At 63.7% G+C, this 22,191-nt stretch carries 17 protein-coding genes; 12 read left to right on the forward strand and 5 right to left on the reverse strand.

What is annotated here, in order from left to right:
* The first annotated feature begins 262 nt into the window (after positions 1 to 262).
* Entirely contained in the window at positions 263 to 1,216 is a 954-nt protein-coding gene (locus tag AC3A5O_RS23960) for a 2-hydroxyacid dehydrogenase (protein WP_305490588.1), read from the forward strand.
* On the opposite strand, the gene tssA is transcribed toward AC3A5O_RS23960, so the two are convergent.
* The 5 genes from tssA to AC3A5O_RS23985 are packed head-to-tail and all read right to left on the reverse strand — an operon-like array spanning position 1,213 to position 8,741.
* Positions 1,213 to 2,295, reverse strand: coding sequence for a type VI secretion system protein TssA (gene tssA, locus AC3A5O_RS23965; protein ID WP_305481708.1), 1,083 nt, complete (start codon positions 2,293 to 2,295; stop codon positions 1,213 to 1,215). The two genes, AC3A5O_RS23960 and tssA, sit on opposite strands and share 4 nt — an antisense overlap.
* The gene (locus AC3A5O_RS23970) at positions 2,292 to 6,116 is read right to left on the reverse strand and encodes a type VI secretion system protein (RefSeq protein ID WP_305467285.1); all 3,825 of its coding nucleotides are present in this window, start codon (positions 6,114 to 6,116) and stop codon (positions 2,292 to 2,294) included. The genes tssA and AC3A5O_RS23970 overlap by 4 nt, the downstream gene beginning before the upstream one ends.
* Complete coding sequence (locus AC3A5O_RS23975) at positions 6,113 to 6,874, reverse strand: DotU family type IV/VI secretion system protein (RefSeq protein ID WP_122565656.1); 762 nt, start codon at positions 6,872 to 6,874, stop codon at positions 6,113 to 6,115. The genes AC3A5O_RS23970 and AC3A5O_RS23975 overlap by 4 nt, the downstream gene beginning before the upstream one ends.
* Before the next feature lie 18 nt (positions 6,875 to 6,892).
* On the reverse strand, positions 6,893 to 8,224 hold the full coding sequence (tssK, locus tag AC3A5O_RS23980) for a type VI secretion system baseplate subunit TssK (protein ID WP_122565657.1): 1,332 nt from the start codon (positions 8,222 to 8,224) through the stop codon (positions 6,893 to 6,895).
* 52 nt (positions 8,225 to 8,276) lie between these two features.
* Positions 8,277 to 8,741, reverse strand: a complete 465-nt coding sequence (locus AC3A5O_RS23985) for a type VI secretion protein (protein WP_122565658.1) — start codon at positions 8,739 to 8,741, stop codon at positions 8,277 to 8,279.
* Positions 8,742 to 8,964: 223 nt separating this feature from the next.
* Here AC3A5O_RS23985 and tssB point away from each other — a divergent pair, with 223 nt between their 5' ends.
* From tssB to AC3A5O_RS24040, 11 genes are all read left to right on the forward strand, one after another.
* A complete protein-coding gene (gene tssB, locus AC3A5O_RS23990) occupies positions 8,965 to 9,525 on the forward strand; it encodes a type VI secretion system contractile sheath small subunit (protein ID WP_122565660.1) in 561 nt (186 codons plus the stop codon).
* A gap of 30 nt (positions 9,526 to 9,555) precedes the next feature.
* A complete protein-coding gene (tssC, locus tag AC3A5O_RS23995; RefSeq protein ID WP_030142660.1) occupies positions 9,556 to 11,037 on the forward strand; it encodes a type VI secretion system contractile sheath large subunit in 1,482 nt (493 codons plus the stop codon).
* Positions 11,038 to 11,266: 229 nt separating this feature from the next.
* Positions 11,267 to 11,764, forward strand: coding sequence for an Hcp family type VI secretion system effector (locus tag AC3A5O_RS24000; protein ID WP_046063980.1), 498 nt, complete (start codon positions 11,267 to 11,269; stop codon positions 11,762 to 11,764).
* Positions 11,765 to 11,777: 13 nt separating this feature from the next.
* Entirely contained in the window at positions 11,778 to 12,221 is a 444-nt protein-coding gene (gene tssE / locus AC3A5O_RS24005) for a type VI secretion system baseplate subunit TssE (RefSeq protein WP_122565661.1), read from the forward strand.
* Positions 12,205 to 13,995 carry a type VI secretion system baseplate subunit TssF gene (gene tssF, locus AC3A5O_RS24010; protein ID WP_122565662.1) on the forward strand — a complete coding sequence of 597 codons (1,791 nt, stop codon included), beginning with the start codon at positions 12,205 to 12,207 and terminating at the stop codon, positions 13,993 to 13,995. Before tssE ends, tssF begins: the two co-directional genes overlap by 17 nt.
* Positions 13,959 to 14,984 carry a type VI secretion system baseplate subunit TssG gene (tssG, locus tag AC3A5O_RS24015; RefSeq protein WP_122565663.1) on the forward strand — a complete coding sequence of 342 codons (1,026 nt, stop codon included), beginning with the start codon at positions 13,959 to 13,961 and terminating at the stop codon, positions 14,982 to 14,984. Before tssF ends, tssG begins: the two co-directional genes overlap by 37 nt.
* Before the next feature lies 1 nt (position 14,985).
* Positions 14,986 to 17,529, forward strand: coding sequence for a type VI secretion system ATPase TssH (gene tssH / locus AC3A5O_RS24020; RefSeq protein WP_487753818.1), 2,544 nt, complete (start codon positions 14,986 to 14,988; stop codon positions 17,527 to 17,529).
* Between the two features lie 14 nt (positions 17,530 to 17,543).
* Positions 17,544 to 18,212: an endonuclease/exonuclease/phosphatase family protein gene (locus AC3A5O_RS24025; RefSeq protein WP_122565665.1), complete on the forward strand. Its 669-nt coding sequence runs from the start codon at positions 17,544 to 17,546 to the stop codon at positions 18,210 to 18,212.
* Between the two features lie 43 nt (positions 18,213 to 18,255).
* On the forward strand, positions 18,256 to 20,265 hold the full coding sequence (locus AC3A5O_RS24030; protein WP_460078106.1) for a type VI secretion system Vgr family protein: 2,010 nt from the start codon (positions 18,256 to 18,258) through the stop codon (positions 20,263 to 20,265).
* Between the two features lie 13 nt (positions 20,266 to 20,278).
* The gene (locus AC3A5O_RS24035) at positions 20,279 to 20,815 is read left to right on the forward strand and encodes a toxin-antitoxin system YwqK family antitoxin (RefSeq protein ID WP_487753819.1); all 537 of its coding nucleotides are present in this window, start codon (positions 20,279 to 20,281) and stop codon (positions 20,813 to 20,815) included.
* 411 nt (positions 20,816 to 21,226) lie between these two features.
* Complete coding sequence (locus tag AC3A5O_RS24040; protein WP_122565669.1) at positions 21,227 to 22,180, forward strand: MBL fold metallo-hydrolase; 954 nt, start codon at positions 21,227 to 21,229, stop codon at positions 22,178 to 22,180.
* Positions 22,181 to 22,191 lie beyond the last annotated feature (11 nt).

A 22,191-nucleotide genomic window follows, 5' to 3' on the forward strand; every position in this document is an offset into this window, starting at 1 on the left:
AGCCCGGATACATTAGTGCAAGCATGCTTTACCGCTCATCGCCCGTGGTTGCAGGAGATGGGCTGACCATACATTTGCTTACTTTTGCGCTTTTCAAAAGTGAGCCGCCGTCAGGGCGGAACCCTAAGTAGCCGTGACCGCAGCAATGGATATGTACCCGTCAACAAAATCCGAAATGCACATAAAAACCCAGAGCCCCCTGCCCCCGACTCCTACAATCAGGTTGAATACCGCAATCGTCCAGCGCCCACAGGAGCCCAGCATGACCGCAACCGTTCTGGTACTGGTTGAAACCGTCAACGAATACCTGCCCATTCTCGAACGGCAGGGCTACCACCTGGAATTGGCGCCCACGCCGGCCGAACGCAAGACAGCGATTTTCGAACACGGTGAACGCTTCAGCGCGGTATTGACCCGTGGCCCCCTGGGTTTGACGGCGGAAGAAATCGCCGCCCTGCCCAACCTGCAGATCATCTGCGTGATCGGCGCCGGCTACGAGCAGGTGGACCTGCAGGCCGCGCGCCAGCGGGGCATCGTGGTGACCAATGGCGCCGGGGTCAACGCGTCGTCGGTTGCCGACCATGCCATGGCGTTGTTGCTGGCGCTGGTGCGCGACATACCCCATTGCGATGCCGCCCTGCGACGGGGCGAATGGCCGAGGAGTGCGCGCCCATCCCTGGCCGGTAAGCGGCTAGGCGTGTTGGGCCTTGGCGCGGTGGGCATGGCGATCGCCAAACGGGCAGCCCTTGGCTTTGACATGAGTGTCAGCTATCACAATCGCCGGGTACGCAATGACGTGCCCTACACCTTCTGCGCCACGCCCACGGAACTGGCGCGGGTCTCGGACTTCCTGGTCGTCGCCACGCCAGGCGGCCTGGATACCCGGCAGTTGATCAACAAGCAGACCCTCGATGCACTCGGCCCAAAAGGGTTTCTGGTGAACGTCGCCAGGGCTAGCGTGGTTGCCACCGCCGATCTGATCAGCGCCCTGGAGCACCGGCGAATTGCCGGAGCGGCCCTGGATGTGTTCGATCACGAGCCCGAGGTGCCGCAGGCGCTGAGAAACCTGCCCAACGTCGTGCTCACACCCCACGTGGCCGGCCTGTCGCCGGAAGCGACCCGCGCAATGGTAGAGCTGGTGGGCCAGAACCTGACCGCGTTCTTTTCCGGCAAACCGGTGCTAACGCCTGTGCCGTGGCCCGATGAAGAGCGTTAGAGAACGCCCAATAACGTCCACAACCGCCGGGATTCGGCATCGGCACTGATCAGTTCCCCCAGCAGTTCGCTCAGCGGCTTGTTGCCCCACTCCACGCCGCGCCGGATCAGGTAGGGCACCGGGCTGTGGGGCTCGGTACGAGCCAGGTAACCGGCGATTACCAATAGCTGTCGGTAGGCCTCTTCACGATTGGCCGGCTCCTGGAAGACCTGGGCAGGTGCCGCCTGCGGCTCGGACGTCGGCGTCGTAGCCGCCGGGGACGTTTGCACCGGCACGGCGGTGGGTTGCTGTGGGTGCATCGCGATGAACTCCTCCACCAGTGTCAACAACGCCTGCATCACGTCCTGCAGGGATTTGTAACCCGGGGCCAGGTTGCCCAGGTAAGCGTCGCTCCAGGCTTCGAGCCGTTGCAGGTGCTGCAGGCTCAACATCAGGCTGCCCTGGCGATGCAACCAGAACGACAAGGGTGTGCTGCGAATCAGTTCGCTGAGTTTTTTTTGCTCGTTGCGCGCCGCTTCCGCCGAGGCCTTGGCGTTCTTGCTGTCGTTGACCAACACTTGCTGACGTTGCAAGCGTTGCCAGTCGTCCAGGCAAAAACTGGTAAACGCCGGGTCCCGGCCATCGAGCAACGGTACCCGCGTCAGCAACACTTCGCTGTAGCGACGGGCCAGCCACTCCAACGGGGTCACCCGCCACGACTGGTCGCCTTCATCGGCCTGGGGATGCAACTGCTCCGGATAACGTTCACACAACCCCGCCACCAGCGCCAGGCTGCCCGGCAACCCCTCCAGCCCAGCCCTATGCAACCAGGCTTCCCCCAGCCAGGCACTGATCATCAAGTCCTTGCTGCGCTCCAACAGCAGCGTGGTCGCGAGCCGTTCCAGGTCCGGCCACAGGGCGCGCTTGATCGAAGACTGCCACACACCGGTGGGCAAGCTGGTGTCGTCCTCCCGACGCAATTCGCGCAGTTGGTCGTATTCCGGTTCGTAGCGCAGGTCCTGGCCACAGGGCGATTCGGCGCTGATCGGCTCGAGCAACTGAGTAACCAGCTCCGGTAAAGGCGATATCGGCAAGCTCACAGGCCCTCCTCACGGGTGGCGATGGCGGGGCTCGATGCGGTCGCCATGAAAGGTGAACGGGGTGCCCGCGTCGGCAGCGGCGGGATCGACAACGGCAGCTTGGAGCCCTGGCTCATCAACGACAGGCGCACGAACATCAGTGTCCGCTCCGCCGTGCGGGCCTGGGTCTGGGCAGTGACCGGCAGTTGCAGGGCCAGGGGAAAATCAGTGTAGTCGACATTCGGCTGGCGCTGGGCCGCCCCCAGCGAGCGCATCAGGCGCAGTAATGACCAGGGCCCCTGGTACTGCCAACCGGCCTCCAGGTCGCGCACCACCAGGTTCGGTTGCAAGGGGTCGTTGGCCGGACGCTGGTACCCGTTACGGGCCCAGCGCAAGGTCAGACTCACGGGCTGACCCACCATCCAGCGCAGGTTCTGCTGGCTGCCTCCGGGGTAGCTGATCTGCTGGTTGCCGGCGTTCAGGCCCCAGGCGATCACCTGGTCGGCGCCGCGCTCTTCATCACGATCGGTGCGCCAGCGCACGTCCATCTCCACGCCCAGAATGCCACTCTTGTCACGCACGAACAGCGGCCCGAGCCAGGTGCCGGCCTGTTTCAAACGGTTGAGAAAATCCTCGGCCGCCAGTCGCTCCGGCGTCTGGCTCAACGCCAACCCGGCCTGGGCCAGAGGCAGGCGCGTGTCGATCAGTTCCAGCAGGTGCTGAACCCGCGCCGGGTCGGCATCGCTGGCTCGCGCATCCTGGGCAAACGGAAAACGCCCGGCCAGGTACTGATTGAAATAGTTGGCCAGGTCATTCCAGGCGGTCGCCGCCTGGTTCTGTTGCAGGTACAGGCAGCGTTGCAGGGCACCCTGCTGCAAGGCGATCGTGCGCTGGGCCAGGTCACCGCGCCCGCTGGGCAGGCTGGAGGTCTGCAAGATCTGCGCGCAGGAGGTGGTGTCCATGGCGATAAAATCCCGGCTCACCAATTGCTCCAATTGGGCCGCCGAACTGGCAGGGTTCTGGTTCTTGTACTTGAGCAACTCATCGTTGAGGGCCATGAAACGCGCCACCTGGTCGTGCTCCAGGGCCGACAGGTTGTCCTGCTGGACGATCAGCCATTCCAGGGCAGGCATTCGTTGCTCGGCGACCTGCAGCATCACGCCGAATTGCTGGCTCAGGCTCAGCTTCAAGTCTTGTGGATCGCTGGCACCGTAGAGCTGCAAGCCGAAGTTTTTCGAACCATCCCAGCGCTGGATATCGGCCCGCTGGCTGAACAGCGGCTGGGCATCGATTTCGTCCAGGCCACTCTTGATCTGCGCCAATGCCCGGCGATTGAGCAGACGCTGGAAACGGATCGCCAGGTCGCCGCGGTGCACATCCATGAAGGCTTTTTGCAACGCCACGGCCTGGGCCGTTTGCACGTTGAAGCCCATGCCGGGCAACGACTCCTCGCTTTCATCCAGGCTCAACCACATGGCCTGTGCGGCGGCACCTTCGGCGGCCTGCATCAGCGCGTCACGGTAATCCGGCGGAATGCGCGGCAGTTCTTCACTGGCATAGCTCTTGTAGCTGGCGAAGTAGTTCAGCGCGACGCTGAAATCATCGCCGCCATTACCCTGGCCCATCGCATCGGGGTTACTGTCCGACGGGGCCTTCTGCAGGGCCAACGCCACGAAGTCGCGCTTGAACAACGCCTGCACCGCACCGTCCAGTGCCGTGACATGATCCTGCAGGACCAGCAGGCCACTGCCCTGTTGCACCAGCAGGTTGTCTCGAGAACCGGTTTGGACGATCCACTGGTCGCGAAAACTCTGCTGCAACTTCGCCGCCTGGCTCTCCAGGTCCTGCTCGATATCCGGCCCCAGCAAAGCGCTGTGACTGACCTTGTCCAGCATCTGGCTGTAGCCGGGTACCAAATCCTGGCCCTTGCCTCGGCCCCAGGCCGAATTGGTCAGGCTGACCAGCGTCTGCAAATCGTCGATCAGCGCCATCAGGTCTTCGAGTTCGCTCAAGGAATTGCCGCTGCCGGCCTCCAGCTGTTGCAGGTGCAGCTTGAGATAACCGGCCTGGCGCACGAAGTTGTCCGCCAGAAAGTAATGGTCCAGCCAGCGCTGCATCAGGCCGGTGAAGTTATCGGCGATCACCGGGCGCGCGGCGTTCAGGTCCAGCCCTTTCAAATCGCTGTTCTGGGCATCGAACAGCACCCGGTTGTAGAAATGGGCGCGGCTCAAGGTGCCGGTGTTGAGGCCCAGGGACAACGCGGTATTGCTCAGTTGCACCAGTTCGTCCAGCGGCGCCTTGGGATCGTTCACCACCTGGCTGAACATCTGGTTATGCTGTTCCAGGCGCACCGCCAGGTCCACCAGTGCCTTGGCCTTCACGTAGCTCTGCCATTGCGCCGGGTCTTCGCTCTCGACGTTGCCCCGCCGCTCGGTGTTACGGATGGACTTGAGCTGTTCCAGGTCGGCGTTCAACAAATCCCGCAACGGCAATATCCAATGATGCCGGGCGGTCAGGCGCAAGCCATTCTCCAGTTGTGTGTCCACGGAAGAGAACCACGAGGTGGGAAAGACCACCGAGACGAAGCGCCAGCGCGGGGCTTTTTCCAGCACGTTCCAGTAGTTCTGCACGTTGTGCCGGGTCGGCTCCAGTTGCGGTTCGTCAGGGTCGACCACCAGGTGGTTCTTATGGGCGCCGAGGATCAACCGCGACAGTCCCTCGGCTTCTTCCACCGAATCGTGCCAGACCCAGACCATGCTCCCCAGCCAGACCAGGCCCACCACCAACGCCGCCGCCGCGGCCAAGCGATGCCCGCGCTGGCGCAAGCGCAACAGCCGTGGCACCGGCTGGGCCAGGCCACGTTCGGCCACCAGCCGCCGCGACCACAACTGCCGGGCGAACACGGTTTGCCGCTGGGCGCTGTCGGCGGCGGTCAAGCCGTCGCCGCTGACGGCCGGCGCCTGGCTGGCGGTGAAATACACCCCGCGAAAACGCGGCGCTTCGCCTTGGGCGTTGCCTTGGAACACCGGCTCCAGCAGGATCTGCAAGGCCCGCCGCAAGCTTTCGAAACGCTCCGGCAAGCCATAAAGATCGGTGCCCAATTGTCCCGACAGCGCACCGATCTCGATGATCGACTGCGACAGTGCCGCGTTGACCTGGTCCAGCGCCTGGTCACTCCACTGCGACTGCCACGCCGCGTCCGGCAAATACGGCGACGACCAGCCCAGCATCGACTCCCGCGCCTCGGCGGGCAGCGCGCTGACCAGTTCCTGGAACCCGGGCAGTTCTTCCATCCCGGTGATCACCACATACACCGGCAGGCTGAGGCCGAAGCGTTGCAGAAGGTCGATGAAGCAGCGCCGGACCTTGAGGCTCAGCTCGGTGGTGTGCTCGATGTCATCAAGGGTACTGAACGGCACGGTCCAGATCACCGCATCCAATGGCCGCTTGCTGCGCAAGCGCAACATCAGCCCGAGCAGGCGCCACCAGTTGCCCCGCTGCCGGTTCATGCCTTCATCGGGCAGGAACAGCGCCTGGGGCACCACCAGCACCGCGCCTTCGGCATCGCAAAACCAACGCCCGAACCAGGCCACCTTGTCGGTCGGTTGCAAGCGCCACTGGGTACACAGTTGGGCACCGTCGGTTTCGTTGCCGAGCATCATCAGCCAGGGCATCTGATAGCGGTCGCGGGTGCCCTGCTCCTGCTCCATGTGACGCACCGCACCATAGAAACTGCGGATGGCCGCCCCGCCCTGGGTCCGTAGCCACCAGATCAGGGCCGCGACCGACAACACCACGACGATGGCGAGCAACACCAGGACGACGATGTTCAAGGTGCTCATGAATCCTGCTCCTGAACCACTGATTCGCCCAGTTGCAGCACCGGTTCGAGCTCCAGGCGAATGTCACGCCAGAACACCTGCCCCAGGCCGGTGAGCAACAACACCATTGCCAGGATCGCCAGCCCCAGGCGCAAGCCGTCCGGCAACGACTGCTGCACCGGCATGCGCACCGGCGGTGCCGCCGCAGCCAACGCCAGACGCTGGCTGACATCGACGTAATCGGGGTCGTGTTGCCAGGCAAAGGTGAACAGCGCCGCGCGCCATTTAGCCTGCTGGAGCTGGCCGGGCTCGCCACGCAGTCGCCCCTGGAACCCCAGGATCAGGCACTGCAAGTAGACATTCGCCAGGTCCCGGGTACCAGGCATCTGCTCGTCCAGCAATTTCTTGATCGCCGCCGGCAAGCGCTCGCCCGCCTGGCGACTGGCATACATGCGTGATTCGAGGGGGTGCTGCTGCCAGGCCAGTTGCCCGGGCCAGGGGCTGAACAGCAGGGTTTCGTCCACCAGCGCCACGAAGGCATAGACCAGCGCCTTGACCTGCTCGGTGGCCGCATCGCCGACGGTGGCGAAGGCTACCCGCCACAGGCGCTGGGCGCTGCGCCCGGAAAACTCCACCACCCGATTGACCAATACTGCGGGGTCGCTGTCCTTGGGCAAGTCTTGCCACTCCTGGGACCACTTCAACCAGGCTTGGCGAAAAGCGCTGCTCAGCGGCGCCTCATGCAGACTCCGAACCGCCCCGCCACTTCCGTCAGGCATACGACTCCCCTTTTGCGATCAGGCACTTTCACTGGCTTGCGCCACGAACAACACCACTTGCCACGGGCTGCTGGCCTGGGCCGATGCCGGCGCCACGATGTGCAGAGGCAACTGCCCGTCGAACCATTGCCCGCTGGCAGCCACCACGAACAAACGGGTATCGTCGCCGACGCTGTAGGCCACCTGTTCGTTGCGGCTCATGGCCTGATGGGGCAAACCGCTCATGCGTTGCCGGCTCAGCAGCGGTACGTGCCGCGCCGACGCGATGATCGCCCCGCGCAACCAGTCGGCCGCCGCTTGCTCGCTGGCACCGTTGGGCATGCGCAGACCGATCACCAGGCGTTGATCCGGCTGATCGTCCGGCAACTGGATCGAGAAGACCTGTTCGTTGCGCTCGAAGGCCAGGCTGCGATAGCCGGCGCGAACCAGTTCCAGGGTGGTTTCCAGCCAGTCCAGCAACGGCTCGTAGCCCCGCTGCAACTCAAGGAAATCCAGCGGTGCGAAGGCCGGGACGCCCGCCAACGGATCGAGGGCCGACCAGCTCCCGGCCAGCCCCAGCAGCAAACCGTAGAGTGCCTGGGGCGTCGCCACGCGGGTGTTCAGTGCGCCCTCGACTTCCGGCAAGCGGGCCCACAAGGCGGTCAACTGCCGACGGATCTCCATGGCATCGTCCTGGTTGCCGGCCGCCTGGGCCTGACGCAAGCGACCGGCGAGAAACATGCATTTTTCCCGGGCCCGGGCACACACCCCGGCGACCCGGCGACCGAGGGCCGACTCCGGCAACAGGATTGGCGTCGGTGGCGTGTAGGGCACGCGCCAGAAACCACCGCCCTCCTTGCGGATGCGCAGCAGCGGCAGGCAGATCGAATCGGCTTTGCTCAGTTGCGTGCACAGCCTCGGGTTGGGTCGCCAGACGGTGATCGACTCGGGAAATTCACCGCTGGTCAGGTCCGGCAACGCCTCGCCGACCACCGATTGCAAACGGCCCTTGAGTGGCAGCAGTTGCCCGGCGCGCCACAGGGGGCTGACGGCGAGGTAAATGGTCACGGTGGCATCGGCGGTCTTGTCGATGGCCTCGGTGATGTCCAGCTCCAGGGACGGCCCGACGCCCGCCTGCAGGTTGACCGGCAAGCCGTCCGGCAAGGTGCCTTGCAGTTGCAGCAGCCGTACCTGGCCGGCGCTGAGGGCCGACGGGTCGACTTCCAACTGGCTGACGCCCCAGAACCAAGGATTGCAGGCGCCGGCGAAATGCGCGGCCAGGGCCTCGGCACGCAGCCCTTGCAGTTGAAAATGCTGGGGCAGCAATTGCATGCCCTCATGCCAGCACACCGCGTCAGGTAACAGACTCATACGACTCCCTTCGACATCCCAGTGTCGCCGCGCAGGGCGGCCCGCGGTTTACTCAAGGTTGACTGTCGTCGCGCTGGCCATCGTTGACGAGGGTCATCTCGCGACTGTCGAACTTCAGCCAGGCCTTGCGCTGATCGTCCAGCCGAAGCCGGTGCGCTCCGGGAGTGTTATAGCTGGCGAAGACCAAAAGTCCAGCGGCGCGCCGGCCCTCCAATGGGAAGGGTTGGCGGTCGATGAATTGCCCCGGCACCAGCTCCAGCCCCCACACCGCCATGAGTTGACGATAGTCGCGCTGGAACTGTTCGCGCTCGGCAAACCATTGGCTGGCGGTGATGCCTGACAGCTGCTTGAGCAGGTCCGGGTCGTTCACCGCGATGAAATCCACCGCGATCGGCGTGTCGTCATTGGCCCGGGGCGCGACGTCCAGGGTCAGGCTGTCCAGATCGACACTGGGGGCAAAAAGCGAGCAACCGGTGAGCGTCAGGCTCAAAAAAAATCCGGAAAAAAAGACACGCAAAATGAATCTTCCTTTTCTCAGCGGTCAAAAATTGTTTTCGCTTGCATTTTTATAGACCTGTTCTAGCGTCTTGGATAGTTCGACCAGCACGGTCGAATGGACCAGGTTCGTCAAGGGAATGACAGGTTTTCTGCCCTCCATTTGCAACCTGCGGATCAGCAAGGGAATGCGATGAGCGGGCCTCCCGATGCATTGCTTCCTACATGCATCGGAGTCGGCCGCCATGGCAGAAAGTACCCAGCACAAGCTCGACAGAGTCCGCCCTCCCCGCGTCCAGATCACCTATGACGTGGAAATCGGCAACGCCATCGAGAAAAAAGAATTGCCACTAGTCGTCGGCATTCTGGCCGACCTCTCGGGCAAGCCGTTGGACCCGCTGCCCAAGCTCGCCGAGCGGCGCTTCACGGAAATCGATCGGGACAATTTCAATGAGGTGCTCGCCTCCATCTCCCCCCGAGCCACGCTGCAGGTGAACAACACCCTCAGCGGCGACGACAGCAAGCTCAACATCGAGCTCAACTTCCGCCACATCGACGACTTCGACCCGGTCAAGGTCGTGGAGCAGGTCACGCCATTGCGCCGGTTGTTCGAAGCGCGCCAACGCCTGCGGGACTTGCTGACCAAGCTCGACGGCAACGATGACCTGGACAAATTGCTGCGTGACGTGATCGCCAACACCGAAGGCCTGCAGGAGATCAAGTCGGCCCGGCCCCAGGACGCCACGCAAGAGCTGCCGACCGTCGCCGCCAACGATGACCCTGCCCCGGCCGAACCACAGGCCTGATCGCGCGCATCATTCAAGGGAGATAACGCCATGCCTGCTTCATCCAGCGCTCAAACCAGCGAGAGCACGACCCAGACCCTGTCCTTGCTGGACAAGATCATCGCCGAAGGCCGCATGGCCCACGACGACAGCCAGCAAGACTACGCCCGCGACATGCTGGCCGAATTCGCTACCCAGGTCCTCGACGAAGGCATGGCCATCGACAAGGACACGGTGGCAATGATCAACGACCGCATCAGCCAGATCGACGAGTTGATCAGCGCCCAGCTCAACGAAGTGCTGCACCACCCCGACCTGCAAAAACTCGAAGCCTCCTGGCGCGGCCTGCACTTGCTGGTACAGAACACCGAAACCAGCACCCGGCTGAAATTGCGCCTGCTCAACGTCACGCAGAAAGAACTGCAGAACGACCTGGAAAAAGCCGTCGAATTCGACCAAAGCGCGCTGTTCAAGAAGATCTACGAGGAAGAATACGGCACCTTCGGCGGGCACCCGTTCAGCCTGCTGGTGGGCGACTACACCTTTGGCCGGCATCCGCAGGACATCGGCCTGCTGGAAAAACTCTCGAACGTCGCCGCCGCCGCGCACGCCCCGTTCATTGCCGCCGCCAGCCCGCGGTTGTTCGACATGACCAGCTTCACCGAACTGGCGATCCCCCGAGACCTGTCGAAGATTTTCGAGAGCCAGGAACTGATCAAGTGGCGCGCCTTTCGCGAAAGCGAAGACTCGCGCTACGTGTCCCTGGTGTTGCCGCACTTCCTGCTGCGCCTGCCGTACGGTCCGGACACGCTGCCGGTGGAAGGCATCAACTACGTCGAAGACGTCAACGGCACCGACCACAGCAAATACCTGTGGGGCAATGCCGCCTGGACGCTGGCGCAACGGATCACCGAAGCTTTCGCCAAATATGGCTGGTGCGCGGCGATTCGCGGGGCCGAAGGCGGTGGCGCGGTCGAAGGCCTGCCGGCCCACACCTTCCGCACCAGTTCCGGGGACCTGTCGCTCAAATGCCCGACCGAAGTGGCGATCACCGACCGTCGTGAAAAAGAGCTCAACGATCTGGGCTTCATCTCCTTGTGCCACAAGAAAAACAGCGACGTGGCGGTGTTCTTCGGCGGCCAGACCACCAACAAGGCCAAGCTCTACAACACCAACGAGGCCAACGCCAACGCGCGGATCTCGGCGATGTTGCCGTATGTGCTGGCGGCTTCGCGTTTCGCCCATTATCTGAAGGTGATCATGCGCGACAAGGTCGGCAGTTTCATGACCCGCGACAACGTGCAGACCTACCTCAACAACTGGATCGCCGACTATGTGCTGATCAACGACAACGCGCCGCAAGAGATCAAGGCGCAGTACCCATTGCGTGAAGCACGGGTGGACGTGACGGAAGTGGCCGGCAAGCCCGGCGCCTACAAGGCCACGGTGTTCCTGCGGCCGCACTTCCAGCTGGAGGAACTGACTGCCTCGATCCGCCTGGTGGCGACCCTGCCGCCACCAGTGGCGGCCTGATCAATAAAAACCTATGGCGAGAGGGCTTGTTGTGGCGAGGGGATTTATCCCCGTTGGGGCGCGAAGCGGCCCTGAATACCAGCAACCCGGTGTGTCAGGCAAGTTGAGCTGACTGCTTAGGGCTGCTGCGCAGCCCAACGGGGATAAATCCCCTCGCCACAGGTTCGGCGTTCGTCTTTAACGGATCGGTATCGGGTAACAATCCACTCGACTTCAGGAGTTCCACACAATGGATGCAATCATTCTCGACCTCGGCGGCGACATCAAGGGCGACAGCCTGCTGGAAGGGTTCACGGACAAGATCGAGGTCATGTCCTACAGCCATAACGTGGCAATGCAGGTCACCAACGACGTCAGCAACTCGGAACGCACCTCCGGCCGGCCCCACATCGGCGAATTCACCCTGACCAAATTCGTCGACAGCTCCACCCCCACCCTCAATGAGTATTGCTGCGCCGGCAAGCCAATCCCGCAAGCCGTCATCACCATCGGCCGCAACGCCGCCGAAGGCAGCGGCAAACTCATGCCGTTCATCATCTACACCCTGACCAACGTCGTGCTGTCCAACGTCAGTGTCAGCGGCGGCACTGGCGGCAAGCCAGTGGAAACCCTGTCGCTGAACTTCACCAAAATCAAATGGGAACTCACCGCGCAGAAAGACGACGGCACCAAGGAAGGCACGGCGGGCACGACCTGGGACCTGGCCGCCAACAAAATGACCAAGTAAGGCAGCCGCGCCCATGGCTGGCTTCGGGCTGCGCCCGCCCCTGTTCGAACGCCTGTCCAGCCTGGCGGACGATCCCGGGCGGGCGTTCGACCGACAGGCGTTGCAAGACTCGGTGCATGCCGAACTGTCGCGCCTGTTCAATACCCGTCGTGGCCCACGGGCACTGACCGAACCACCGAGCATCCTGGACTATGGCATCGCCGACTGGACCGCGCTGCAACAGCAGCGCAGCGATGACCGCCGTCAACTGACCCGGGAAATTCGCCAGGCCATCACCCACTTCGAACCGCGCCTGCGCCTGGGTGAGGTCGAGGTCTGCCCGGTGCCGGGCCAGCCGCAGCAACTGTGCATACGGTTGTCGGGCGAGCTGCGCGGCGACCTGCACGCCTGGCCCGTGGCCTTTGTTATCGAGCCCGCCGGCGACGGCCTGGAGGTACGCCATGAGCGACTCGATTGATCCGCAACTGCTGGACTATTACCAACGCGAGCTGACCTGGTTGCGCCACGCCGGGAGCCTGTTCGCCGAGCGTTACCCCAAGGTCGCCCGGCGCCTGGCGTTGTCTCCCGGCGAATGCCCCGACCCCCACGTCGAGCGCCTGCTGGAAGGGTTCGCCCTACTGGCCGCGCGCTTGCAACGGCGGCTGGATGACGACTACGCCGAATTCAGCGATGCCCTGCTCGAACAGCTTTACCCGTTGGCCATGCGGCCCTTGCCGTCCTGCGCCATCGTGCAGTTCGAGCCCGACCCGAGCAAAGGCAACTTGAACGAGGGCTATCCGCTGCCTCGCGACACGCCGCTGTTCGTCACCACCGACACAGGCCAGAGCATTCATTTTCGCACTACGGCCGCCGTGCATCTGTGGCCAGTACACATCGGCGAAGCACTGCTGTTGGGCAGTGATGAAGCCCAGGCGCTGACCGGGGTGGTCCAGGCCCGCTCGGCCTTGCGCCTGGAACTGCGTTGCCTGGGGGAAAGCCAGTGGTCGACGCTGGGGATCGACTCGCTACGGGTGCACCTGGCGGCGTCACCGATGATCAACGCCGGGCTATACGATTTGCTGGGCGCTCACGCCATCAAGGTCCTGGCCGGCGCGCCGGGCAGCGTACCCGAGCCACTGGCTGGCCTGCCGCAGATCGTCGGCTTCGCCAGCGATCAGGTCTTGCTGCCGGACGAGGACGGCGTGCACCCTGGCATGCGCCTGCTGGCCGAATACTTTGCCTTCCCGGATAAATTCAGCTTCTTCGACCTGCCCCTGGCCGGCGCCACCAGCGACAGCCAGTCCTTGTACCTGTACATCGTGTTCGACCGTGCCCCCACCAGCCGCCTGCCGCTCCAGGCCAGCGACATTGCCCTGGGCTGCACCCCGGTGATCAACCTGTTTCCCCGAACGTCCGAACCCCTGCGCCCGGACGGCACCCGCAGCGAGTACCGGCTGGTGGCCGACAGTCATCGGGAAAACAGCGTCGAGATCCATAGCATCCGGGGCATGCGCGCCATCTCCGGCCAGGGCGTGCGCAAAGTGCCGGCCTACTACGGCAGCCAGCATGGCAACGACCAAACCTGCTACTGGCATGCGCGCCGGGTCAGCGGCATGAGCCCGAACCGGCTGGGCACCGACGTGATGGTCAGCCTGGTGGACACCCAGTTCGACCCGCTGGCCGACACCCGCGACTACAGCCTCACCGCCGAACTGCTGTGCACCAACCGCCACCTGGCCCAAAGCCTGCCGGCCGGTACGCCGCTGGGTTTCGAGCGTCCGGGGCCGGTGGCCTGGGCGCGCTTGCGCAACCCACCCAGCCCGCAAAGCTTGCCGCGCCTGGACGGTGAATCGCGCTGGCGGCTGGTGTCGCAATTGACCCTCAACCATCTGTCATTGGTCGAGGGCCCCCAGGCATTGGACGCACTGCGCGAGATTCTCCAATTGCACAACCTGCGGGACGAGGCCAGCGCCCATCGCCAGATCGAAGGAGTATCGGGGCTGAGCTGCGACCGCGTCATCGCCCATGTCGGCGAAGACGCCTGGCGCGGCTGGCGAAACGGCCTGGAGGTACGCCTGCAACTGGATCCGCAACACTTTGTCGGCAGTAGCGCCGTGCTCTTTTCCGGCGTACTGGCGCAGTTCTTTTCCCTTTATGCCACCGCCAATCGCTTCGTGCGCACCGTACTGGTCCAGTCCGACAAGGAGGTGAAGACATGGCAACCCCAAGCCGGCAAACCCCTGGTGCTCTGAACCTGAACGAGCGATTGCGGCGCGACCCGCAACGCTTCGAATGGCTCCAGGCCTTGCTGTTGCTCGAACGCGAACACCCCCAGGCCGAGCCCTTGGGCAGCGGCACCGCGCCGCACGCCGAAGCCTTGCGCCTGCGCGGGCCCTTGACGCCGCTGTTCGCCGCCAGTGAAGTCGAGAGCCTGAGCCAGGAACCCGGTCTGCCACCGACCTTGATCACACCGATCTTCGGCCTCGGCGGCCCGGACGGCCCGTTGCCCTACGTCTACCAGGAATGGCTGCAACAACGGGCGCGGGCGAAGGATCATGCCCCGGCGGAATTCCTCGACCTGTTCCAGCATCGCCTGCTCAGCCTGCTTTACAAGGTGATGCGCAAGCATCGCATCGCCCTCGGTTTCACCGCCCCAGGCGCGTCCGCCGTACACGCGCAACTGCGCGCGTTGACCGGCCTGCTGCCCAAGGCCTTGCAGGAACGCCAGGCCGCGCCCGACTCGGCGGTCCTGGCCTGCACCGCGCTGTACGCCGATGGCCGGCGCTCCCTGGACGGGTTCGCGGCGATTGTCCGTGAACAGTTCGGCTTGCCCGTGGAGCTGAGTGCCTATGAAGGGGGCTGGCGTGAAATCCCACCGGCCAGCCGTAGCCGCTTGCAACCGGGCGGACGCAACCTGCGCCTGGGCCGCAACGCGGTGGCCGGCACCCGGGTCTGGGACGAACACGCCGGCGTGCGCCTGACCCTCGGCCCACTGAGCACGGCCCAGGCCAGCGGATTGCTGCCCACCGGCGAGACTCATCCGCTGCTCGCCAGCCTTTACGCCCTGTATTTCGGCCCTGACCTGGATTGCACCCTGGTGCTGCTGGTCCGCGGCGCCGGCCCGCTGCAACTGGGCCGTCAGGCAGCGCCACGGCTGAACTGGAACGGCGGCCTGCAACGCCAGTCGAGCCTGGCCGTGCAACGGATCGAAACCCGCCTTCGTCAGCCGGAGATCGCCTGAAATGGAACTGGCCAGCCTGATCGGGCGCCTCAACCCGGACAACCGCCGCGCCCTGGAACGGGCCGCGCAACGCTGCATGCAGCGCAGCCATCACTATGTGGAAATCGAACACCTGCTGCTGGAGTTGCTCGACATCGAAGGCGGTGACTTCGCCTGCCTGCTGCCGCGTTTCGGCCTGGAGCGTGACGCGGTGGCCGCGGAAACCAACAAGGCCCTGGACCTGTTCAAGTCCGGCAGCACTCGTACACCCGCCCTGTCGGCGCAGACCATCGGCCTGTTGGAAGACGCCGTGGTCCAGGCCAGTGTGCTGGGTCTGGAGAGCATCCGCTCCGGGCTGTTGCTCCTGGCACTGCTGGACCGTGATGAACGCCGCAGCCTGCTGCTCAACAGCGCCTCGTCGCTGCTGCGCATTCCTCGCGACGCCCTGCGCGCCCATCTCTTGGAATGGACCGAAAGCTCCCGCGAGCATGTCGCTTGCGTGCGCTCGGCCAAACCCGGCGAGGCACCACAGAAACAGGACCCGGTGCTCGACCAGTACACCCAGGACCTGACCGCCGACGCCCGGGACGGCCGCATCGACCCCATCGTCGGCCGCGATGGGGAAATTCGCCAGTGCATCGACATCCTGCTCCGACGCCGGCAGAACAACCCGATCCTGGTCGGCGCGCCGGGCGTCGGCAAGACCGCCGTGGTGGAAGGCCTGGCCCTGCGTATCGCCGCCGGGGATGTGCCGCCATCGTTGCAGGAAGTCACCCTGCGCGTCTTGGACCTGGGCCTGTTGCAGGCCGGCGCGGGCGTCAAGGGTGAGTTCGAGCAACGCCTCAAGGGCGTCATCGATGCGGTACGCAACGCCGAAAAACCGATCATCCTGTTCATCGACGAGGCCCACACGCTGATCGGTGCGGGCGGTGCAGAAGGCGGCAGCGACGCGGCCAATCTGCTCAAGCCGGCCCTGGCCCGGGGCGAACTGCGCACCCTGGCCGCCACCACCTGGCTGGAATATAAAAAATATTTCGAGAAAGACCCCGCCCTGGCCCGCCGCTTCCAGTTGGTGCAAGTCGAAGAGCCGGACGAACTCACCGCCGTGGAAATGCTCCGTGGCGTGGCGAGCAAACTGGAGCAGCACCACGGCGTGCAGGTGTTGGATGCCGCCATCCACGAGGCAGTGAAGCTGTCCCACCGCTACATCTCCGGGCGCCAGTTGCCGGACAAAGCCATCAGCGTGCTCGACACCGCCTGCGCCCGAGTCGCCCTCGGCCAGCACGACGTACCGCCGCCGCTGGAAAGCCTGCGCCACCGGCAGAACAGCCTCAAGGATGAAGTCGAACGCCTGCGTCGCGAACAGGCCACCGGGCTCGATCACCGCGAACGCATCACCCTGCTGGAGAGCGAATCGACCAGCAACGTACAAGCCATCCGCGAGCTGGAAACCCGTTGGGGCGAAGAGCGCGAAGCGGTGCGCGAACTGCTCGACACCCGGCGCGAACTGCTCGCCCTGAGCGAACGTGCCGACAGTGAAAAAGCCGACACCGAGATTGATAACCGCATCGACCACCTGGCCGCCGAGCTGCTGCGCCTGGAAGCCGGCCTCGATGCCATTCGCCAGGACGATCCGCTGGTGCCCGAACAGGTGGACAGCAAGACCGTCGCCGCGGTGATCGCCGGCTGGACCGGCATCCCGGTCGGCAAGATGCTCGCCGACGAAGCCCACGCCGTGCGCACCCTCGGCCAGCGCATGGGCCAGCGGGTGATGGGCCAGGGCACGGCCCTGAACACCATCGCCCAACGCCTGCAAGCCTACCGCGCCGGCCTCACCGACCCACAGAAACCGGTCGGCGTGTTCCTGCTGGTGGGGCCCACCGGCGTGGGCAAGACCGAAACCGCCTACGCCTTGGCCGATGCTTTGTACGGTGGTGAACGCAACCTGATCAGTATCAACCTCTCGGAGTACCAGGAAGCCCACACCGTCAGCCAACTCAAAGGCGCCCCGCCCGGCTACGTCGGCTACGGCAGCGGCGGCGTGCTCACCGAAGCGGTGCGGCGCAAACCCTACTCCGTGGTGTTGCTGGATGAAATCGAAAAGGCCCACCCGGACGTGCTCGAAGCCTTCTACAACGTCTTCGACAAAGGCCTGATGGAAGACGGCACCGGTCTGGTGGTGGACTTCAAGAACACCGTGATGCTCGCCACCAGCAACGTCGGCGCCGAACTGCTGCTGGACACGCCAGTGGCGCAAGTGGGCAGCGACGACTTCAACGAAGCCTTGCACAAGGTGCTGCTGCAAGCGTTCCGCCCGGCGTTCCTGGCGCGCATGACGGTGGTCGCGTACCGGCCGCTGGATGAAGCGACGCTGGAAGGCATCGTGCTGGCGAAGTTGGAGAAATTGCGCGGGCGCTACAAGGCCGCGACCGGCAAACAGTTCGAGTTCGATGCCGGGATCGTCAAGGCCGTGTTGGCCAAATGCAGCGCGGCGGGGGCACGGGACGTCGAGAATGTGTTGATGACGCAGGTGACGGGAAAATTGGCGGAGTGGGTACTGGAGTAAGGAGTACAGGACTCATGAGAATCGGCAGCTTCAACGTTGAAAAAAACGGCAAGTCTTCCACCCTGGAAAAGCAAACCCAGGTGGATATCTTTCTCTACAACTGTTGCTCCAGTAACTACTGGGACGCGGACATCATTTTTTTGTGCGAAATACATTCGGCACAAATCGACAACTACCGCTCAAACCTGGCGGCCATCTACAAGAACTACAGTGTCCATGCGTTTACTGGCGGCTACTCGAACGCCTACATCGTCATGGTCAAGAGCTTTGAGCAATTGCAAGTGATCAGCCAGGGCAGCCTGTTTACCCTGAACAGGGACTTGATTGCGGTGGAGGCCAACGGTGTGAAGGGTTATACCGGCTACGTGTTCCTCGCACACTTCAAGTCCGGCCAGAATGGCGTGACCAAGAGCCAGCTCAAATCCTGTACGGCCCTGGGCGGTAAATGGGTCGCGACAGGTGACCTTAATCTGGATTACCAAAACGTCGGGCAGCTCGATACGGCGGGGCTTGCCTATGAGTGTTGGAACGGCCAGCAGACCCAGAGCAAGGGCGGCATTCTCGACTGGGTTCTGGCATCGGCGGACGTGAAGGTCGTGCCGGTCGACATCACCGGGCTTGCCCAGGTGTTCGATATGTCCGGACCCGATCACCGCCCCATCCTCTTCGATGTGACGAGCTGAACGACAACGGTCGCCGTTTTCCACACCCTGCCGAGGACGCTTGATGCCCCGCTCCACCGACAGCAACACCACCCTCTCCCTCACCGCCAGCTCGCTGTCGGCGCTGTATCCCGACTCGCTGTCCGGCGAAGAACGCCTCAACGCCCTGGGCTCGCACACCCTCAACGGCATCAACGACGGCGCCTCGCTGGACCTCACGACGGCCGTCGCCAGCCATGTGACCACCACGCTGCACCAGGACGCCTTGCTGCGCCCGCTGGATTGGCTGGTGGCCGAGATTCGCCAACTGCCGGCCGATGCCACCGCCGAGCGTTATCAGCTTTTGCTCCGGCCCTGGCTCTGGTGGTTGAGCCTGGCCAGCAACAACCGCGTGTTCCAGAACCTCGCCACGTCGGACATCGTCACCACGATTTTCAAGGCCCACGGTTTCACCGATTTCCAACTCAAGCTCAGCGGTAGCTACACACCCCGCGAGTACTGCGTGCAATACGGCGAAACCGACCTGGCCTTCGTCTCGCGCCTGCTGGAGGAAGACGGGATTTTCTGGTTCTTCAGCCATGAAGACGGCAAGCACACACTGATACTGGCCGACAGCAACGACGCCTTCGTGCCCATCCCCAATGGTCCGACGGTGAATTATCTCGGACAGAAACTGGGGGAGCGAGAGCTGCACGGCATCCGCTCAGGGCAAGTGTGCCTGCAAGCGGTGGCCGGGGTTTACCAGGCCACCGATTATGAGTTCACCACGCCGACCACCTCGCTCTTCAGCCAGGCCGAAGCTGTGGCCGGGCCGAGTTCGATGTATGAGCATCCGGGCAGCTATACCGCCAAGGCGCAGGGCGATGCGTTGACCAAGCAGCGAGTGGATGGCCTGCGCAGCCAGGAGAAACGTTTTGTCGGCGAAAGCGATTGCCGCTGGCTGGTGCCAGGGTATTGGTTCACCCTCGCCGGCCATGAAGATACGACGTTGAATATCGATTGGGTGGTGACGTCGGTCAACCATGAAGCCAGCCACGACAGCTACCGCAACCGCTTCGAAGCGATCCCCAAGGCCACGGCTTATCGACCGGCCCGCGTCACGGCAAAACCGCGCATGCACACCCAGACGGCCGTAGTGGTGGGCAAGGCCGGCGAAGAAATCTGGACCGATGAATACGGCCGGATCAAGTTGCAATTCCCCTGGGACCGCACCGGCAAGAACGACGAGACTTCCTCCTGCTGGGTGCGCGTGGTCTTGCCTTGGAGCGGCAAAGGCTTTGGCATGCAGTTCGTGCCGCGCATCGGCCAGGAAGTCATCGTGACCTTCATCGACGGCGACCCGGATCGTCCCCTGGTCACCGGTTGCGTCTACAACGGCGACAACGCCCTGCCCTACGCGCTGCCGGCGAACCAGACCCAATCCGGAATCAAGACCAACTCGTCCAAGGGTGGCGGTGGTTTCAACGAGTTGCGCTTCGAAGACAAGAAGGACGCCGAAGAGGTGTTTCTCCAGGCGCAAAAGGACTTCAATATCAACGTGCTCAACGACACCACCGCCACCGTCGGCCACGACGAAACCCTCACGGTGCAGAATGCCCGCACCCGCACGGTGAAGGATGGCGACGAAACCGTCACCCTGGAGAAAGGCAAGCGCAGCGTGACCATCCAGACCGGCAGCGACAGCCTCGATGTGAAGGACACCCGCACCGTCACCGTGGGCTCGGACCAGACCCACAGCACCGGTGGCAACTACGACCACAAGGTCACCGGTAACTACAGCCTGACGGTGGATGGCAACCTGACCATCAAGGTCAGCGGCACCCTGACCCTGCAAAGCGGCGGCAGCTTCGCCATCAAGAGCGGCGCGGACCTGGCGGCCCAGGCCAGCACCTCCATCAGCCACAAAGCCGGCACGGCCCTGAGCAACCAGGCCGGGACGTCATTGGAAAACAAGGCCGGCACCACCCTCACCAACGACGCCGGCATCAGCCTGGTGAACAAGGCGGCCGCCGAACAGACTGTGGACGGCGGCGGCATGCTGACCATCAAGGGTGGCTTGGTGAAGGTCAACTGACAGGGGCACAACGATGACCACGAAAAGACTGGATATGGAACGTGGTGACAGTCGGCTGGACGGGGAACTGGTCGATGGCCGGCTCGACGGCCCACTGCAGATCGAAGAAGCGCAACGCCCGCAAGCAAAACTCAACTACAGCCAAGGTGAATTGCAAGGCACCAGCACGTTGTATCACCCCAACGGCAAGGTCTCGGCGGTCTTGCCGTTCGTGAAGGGCAAATTACAGGGCGTGGCGAGCTTCTACGCGGCCGAAGGCGGCCTGCAACGCCAGGCCACCTACCGCCGCGGGTTGTTGCACGGTGAGGCGAACAACTACTTCCCCGACGGGCAACTGGCCGAAGCCGAGGTCTATCGCGACGGCGTGCGCGACGGTCGCTACCGCCGCCTGCACCCCAACGGCAACCCGGCGGTAGAAGCCCGCTACCTCAACGGCCAACTGCTGGAACCGCCCCACGCCTACGCCGAAGACGGCCGCCCACTGGACGCCGAGGGTAAACCGATCTCCCGGCTGCGTTGGTGGTTCAGGCGCTGGAATGACCCCGCTTAAGCATGCCCCCAGCTTTTCTGTGGGAGTGGGCTTGCTCGCGAAAGCGGTGTGTCAGCTTGCATTGATGTTGACGGTGCCGCCGCCATCGCGAGCAAGCTCGCTCCCACAATGGCCCTGCGTTGAATGCAAAACGCCTGAACACCCCAGATCCCCTGTGGGAGCGAGCTTGCTCGCGATGGCGGTGCGTCAGTTTGCATAGATGGTGCCTGTGCCACCGTCTCCCCGGCTCACTGAAATGCCCATACCTTTTGCTGGGGTCAATCACGCTAAAGCGCCTGCGCAACATACCCACGTATGGTATCGAACGCGGTCCGGCGCGATGCAGACTCATTCTCCAGGCGATCCCTACTCTCTCATGTCGAGCGAGGCGGCTTTCGCCAAGTCCCTGAGCCAAGCCATCGGAGAACGACCATGACCACCCATTTGAACACCCCTGCTGCAAAGGACGGAATGCATCCGGATTCAAACATGAACGTGCACGCGACTGCGTACGAGGAGTTGGTCCCTTCGCGTTATGCGCTGAAGATTGGTGAGATCGACGTGCTGGTGGTCAGCGATGGGGTATTGCCGCTGCCGACCTCGACGATGTCCACCAATGCCGACCCAGCCGCCCGCGCGGCTTGGTTCAAGGACATGTTCCTGGGCCCGGACGCCTTCGATTGGGCGCTGAACGTGCTGGTGGTGCGCAGCGGCGAACAAACCATACTGGTGGATGCCGGGCTTGGCGGCCAGTTCCCCGGTTTCCCACGGGCCGGGCAGTTCCCCAAGCGCCTGGCTGCCGCCGGTATCGATCTCGCCTCGGTGACCGACGTGGTGATTACCCACATGCACATGGACCACATTGGCGGGCTGCTGGTCGATGAGGTGAAGCACCGGCTGCGTCCAGACGTACGGATCCATGTCGCGGCGATCGAGGTAGCGTTTTGGGCGGCGCCGGATTTCTCCCACACCGTCATGCCCTCGCCGGTACCGGACGTGCTGCGCGCCACCGCCGAGCAATTCATGCACGAGTACCACGACAAACTGTGCACATTCGAGGAAACCTACGAGGTCGCGCCGGGCGTGGTCGTCAAGCGCACCGGCGGCCATACCCCGGGGCACAGCGTGGTCCACGTGACCTGCGGCGAGGAGCGGTTGACGTTCGCCGGCGATGCCTTGTTCCCGGTCGCCTTCGACCACCCCGACTGGCACAACGGCTTTGAACATGACCCTGAAGAATCGGTCCGCGTTCGGGTCCGCCTGATGCAAGAAGCGGCGGCGTCCGGTGAGCTGCTGGTCGCCACTCATCTGCCGTTCCCCTCCGTTGGCCGAGTGGCGGTCGACGGTGACGCCTTTCGCTGGGTTGCGGCCTATTGGGACTACTGATTGCGCTTCGA

This window comes from Pseudomonas sp. Soil_N_39, assembly GCF_057655955.1.

What these genes read in the sequence shown, in the direction of transcription:
- tssK (WP_122565657.1), bottom strand. Translation starts at nt 8,224, where the DNA reads ATGAGTCTGTTACCTGACGCGGTGTGCTGGCATGAGGGCATGCAATTG.
- tssF (WP_122565662.1), top strand. Translation starts at nt 12,205, where the DNA reads ATGAGCGACTCGATTGATCCGCAACTGCTGGACTATTACCAACGCGAG.
- AC3A5O_RS23970 (WP_305467285.1), bottom strand. Translation starts at nt 6,116, where the DNA reads ATGAGCACCTTGAACATCGTCGTCCTGGTGTTGCTCGCCATCGTCGTG.
- AC3A5O_RS24000 (WP_046063980.1), top strand. Translation starts at nt 11,267, where the DNA reads ATGGATGCAATCATTCTCGACCTCGGCGGCGACATCAAGGGCGACAGC.
- AC3A5O_RS24025 (WP_122565665.1), top strand. Translation starts at nt 17,544, where the DNA reads ATGAGAATCGGCAGCTTCAACGTTGAAAAAAACGGCAAGTCTTCCACC.
- AC3A5O_RS24030 (WP_460078106.1), top strand. Translation starts at nt 18,256, where the DNA reads ATGCCCCGCTCCACCGACAGCAACACCACCCTCTCCCTCACCGCCAGC.
- tssE (WP_122565661.1), top strand. Translation starts at nt 11,778, where the DNA reads ATGGCTGGCTTCGGGCTGCGCCCGCCCCTGTTCGAACGCCTGTCCAGC.
- tssB (WP_122565660.1), top strand. Translation starts at nt 8,965, where the DNA reads ATGGCAGAAAGTACCCAGCACAAGCTCGACAGAGTCCGCCCTCCCCGC.
- AC3A5O_RS23975 (WP_122565656.1), bottom strand. Translation starts at nt 6,874, where the DNA reads ATGCCTGACGGAAGTGGCGGGGCGGTTCGGAGTCTGCATGAGGCGCCG.
- AC3A5O_RS23960 (WP_305490588.1), top strand. Translation starts at nt 263, where the DNA reads ATGACCGCAACCGTTCTGGTACTGGTTGAAACCGTCAACGAATACCTG.
- tssH (WP_487753818.1), top strand. Translation starts at nt 14,986, where the DNA reads ATGGAACTGGCCAGCCTGATCGGGCGCCTCAACCCGGACAACCGCCGC.
- AC3A5O_RS24040 (WP_122565669.1), top strand. Translation starts at nt 21,227, where the DNA reads ATGACCACCCATTTGAACACCCCTGCTGCAAAGGACGGAATGCATCCG.
- AC3A5O_RS24035 (WP_487753819.1), top strand. Translation starts at nt 20,279, where the DNA reads ATGACCACGAAAAGACTGGATATGGAACGTGGTGACAGTCGGCTGGAC.
- tssG (WP_122565663.1), top strand. Translation starts at nt 13,959, where the DNA reads ATGGCAACCCCAAGCCGGCAAACCCCTGGTGCTCTGAACCTGAACGAG.
- tssC (WP_030142660.1), top strand. Translation starts at nt 9,556, where the DNA reads ATGCCTGCTTCATCCAGCGCTCAAACCAGCGAGAGCACGACCCAGACC.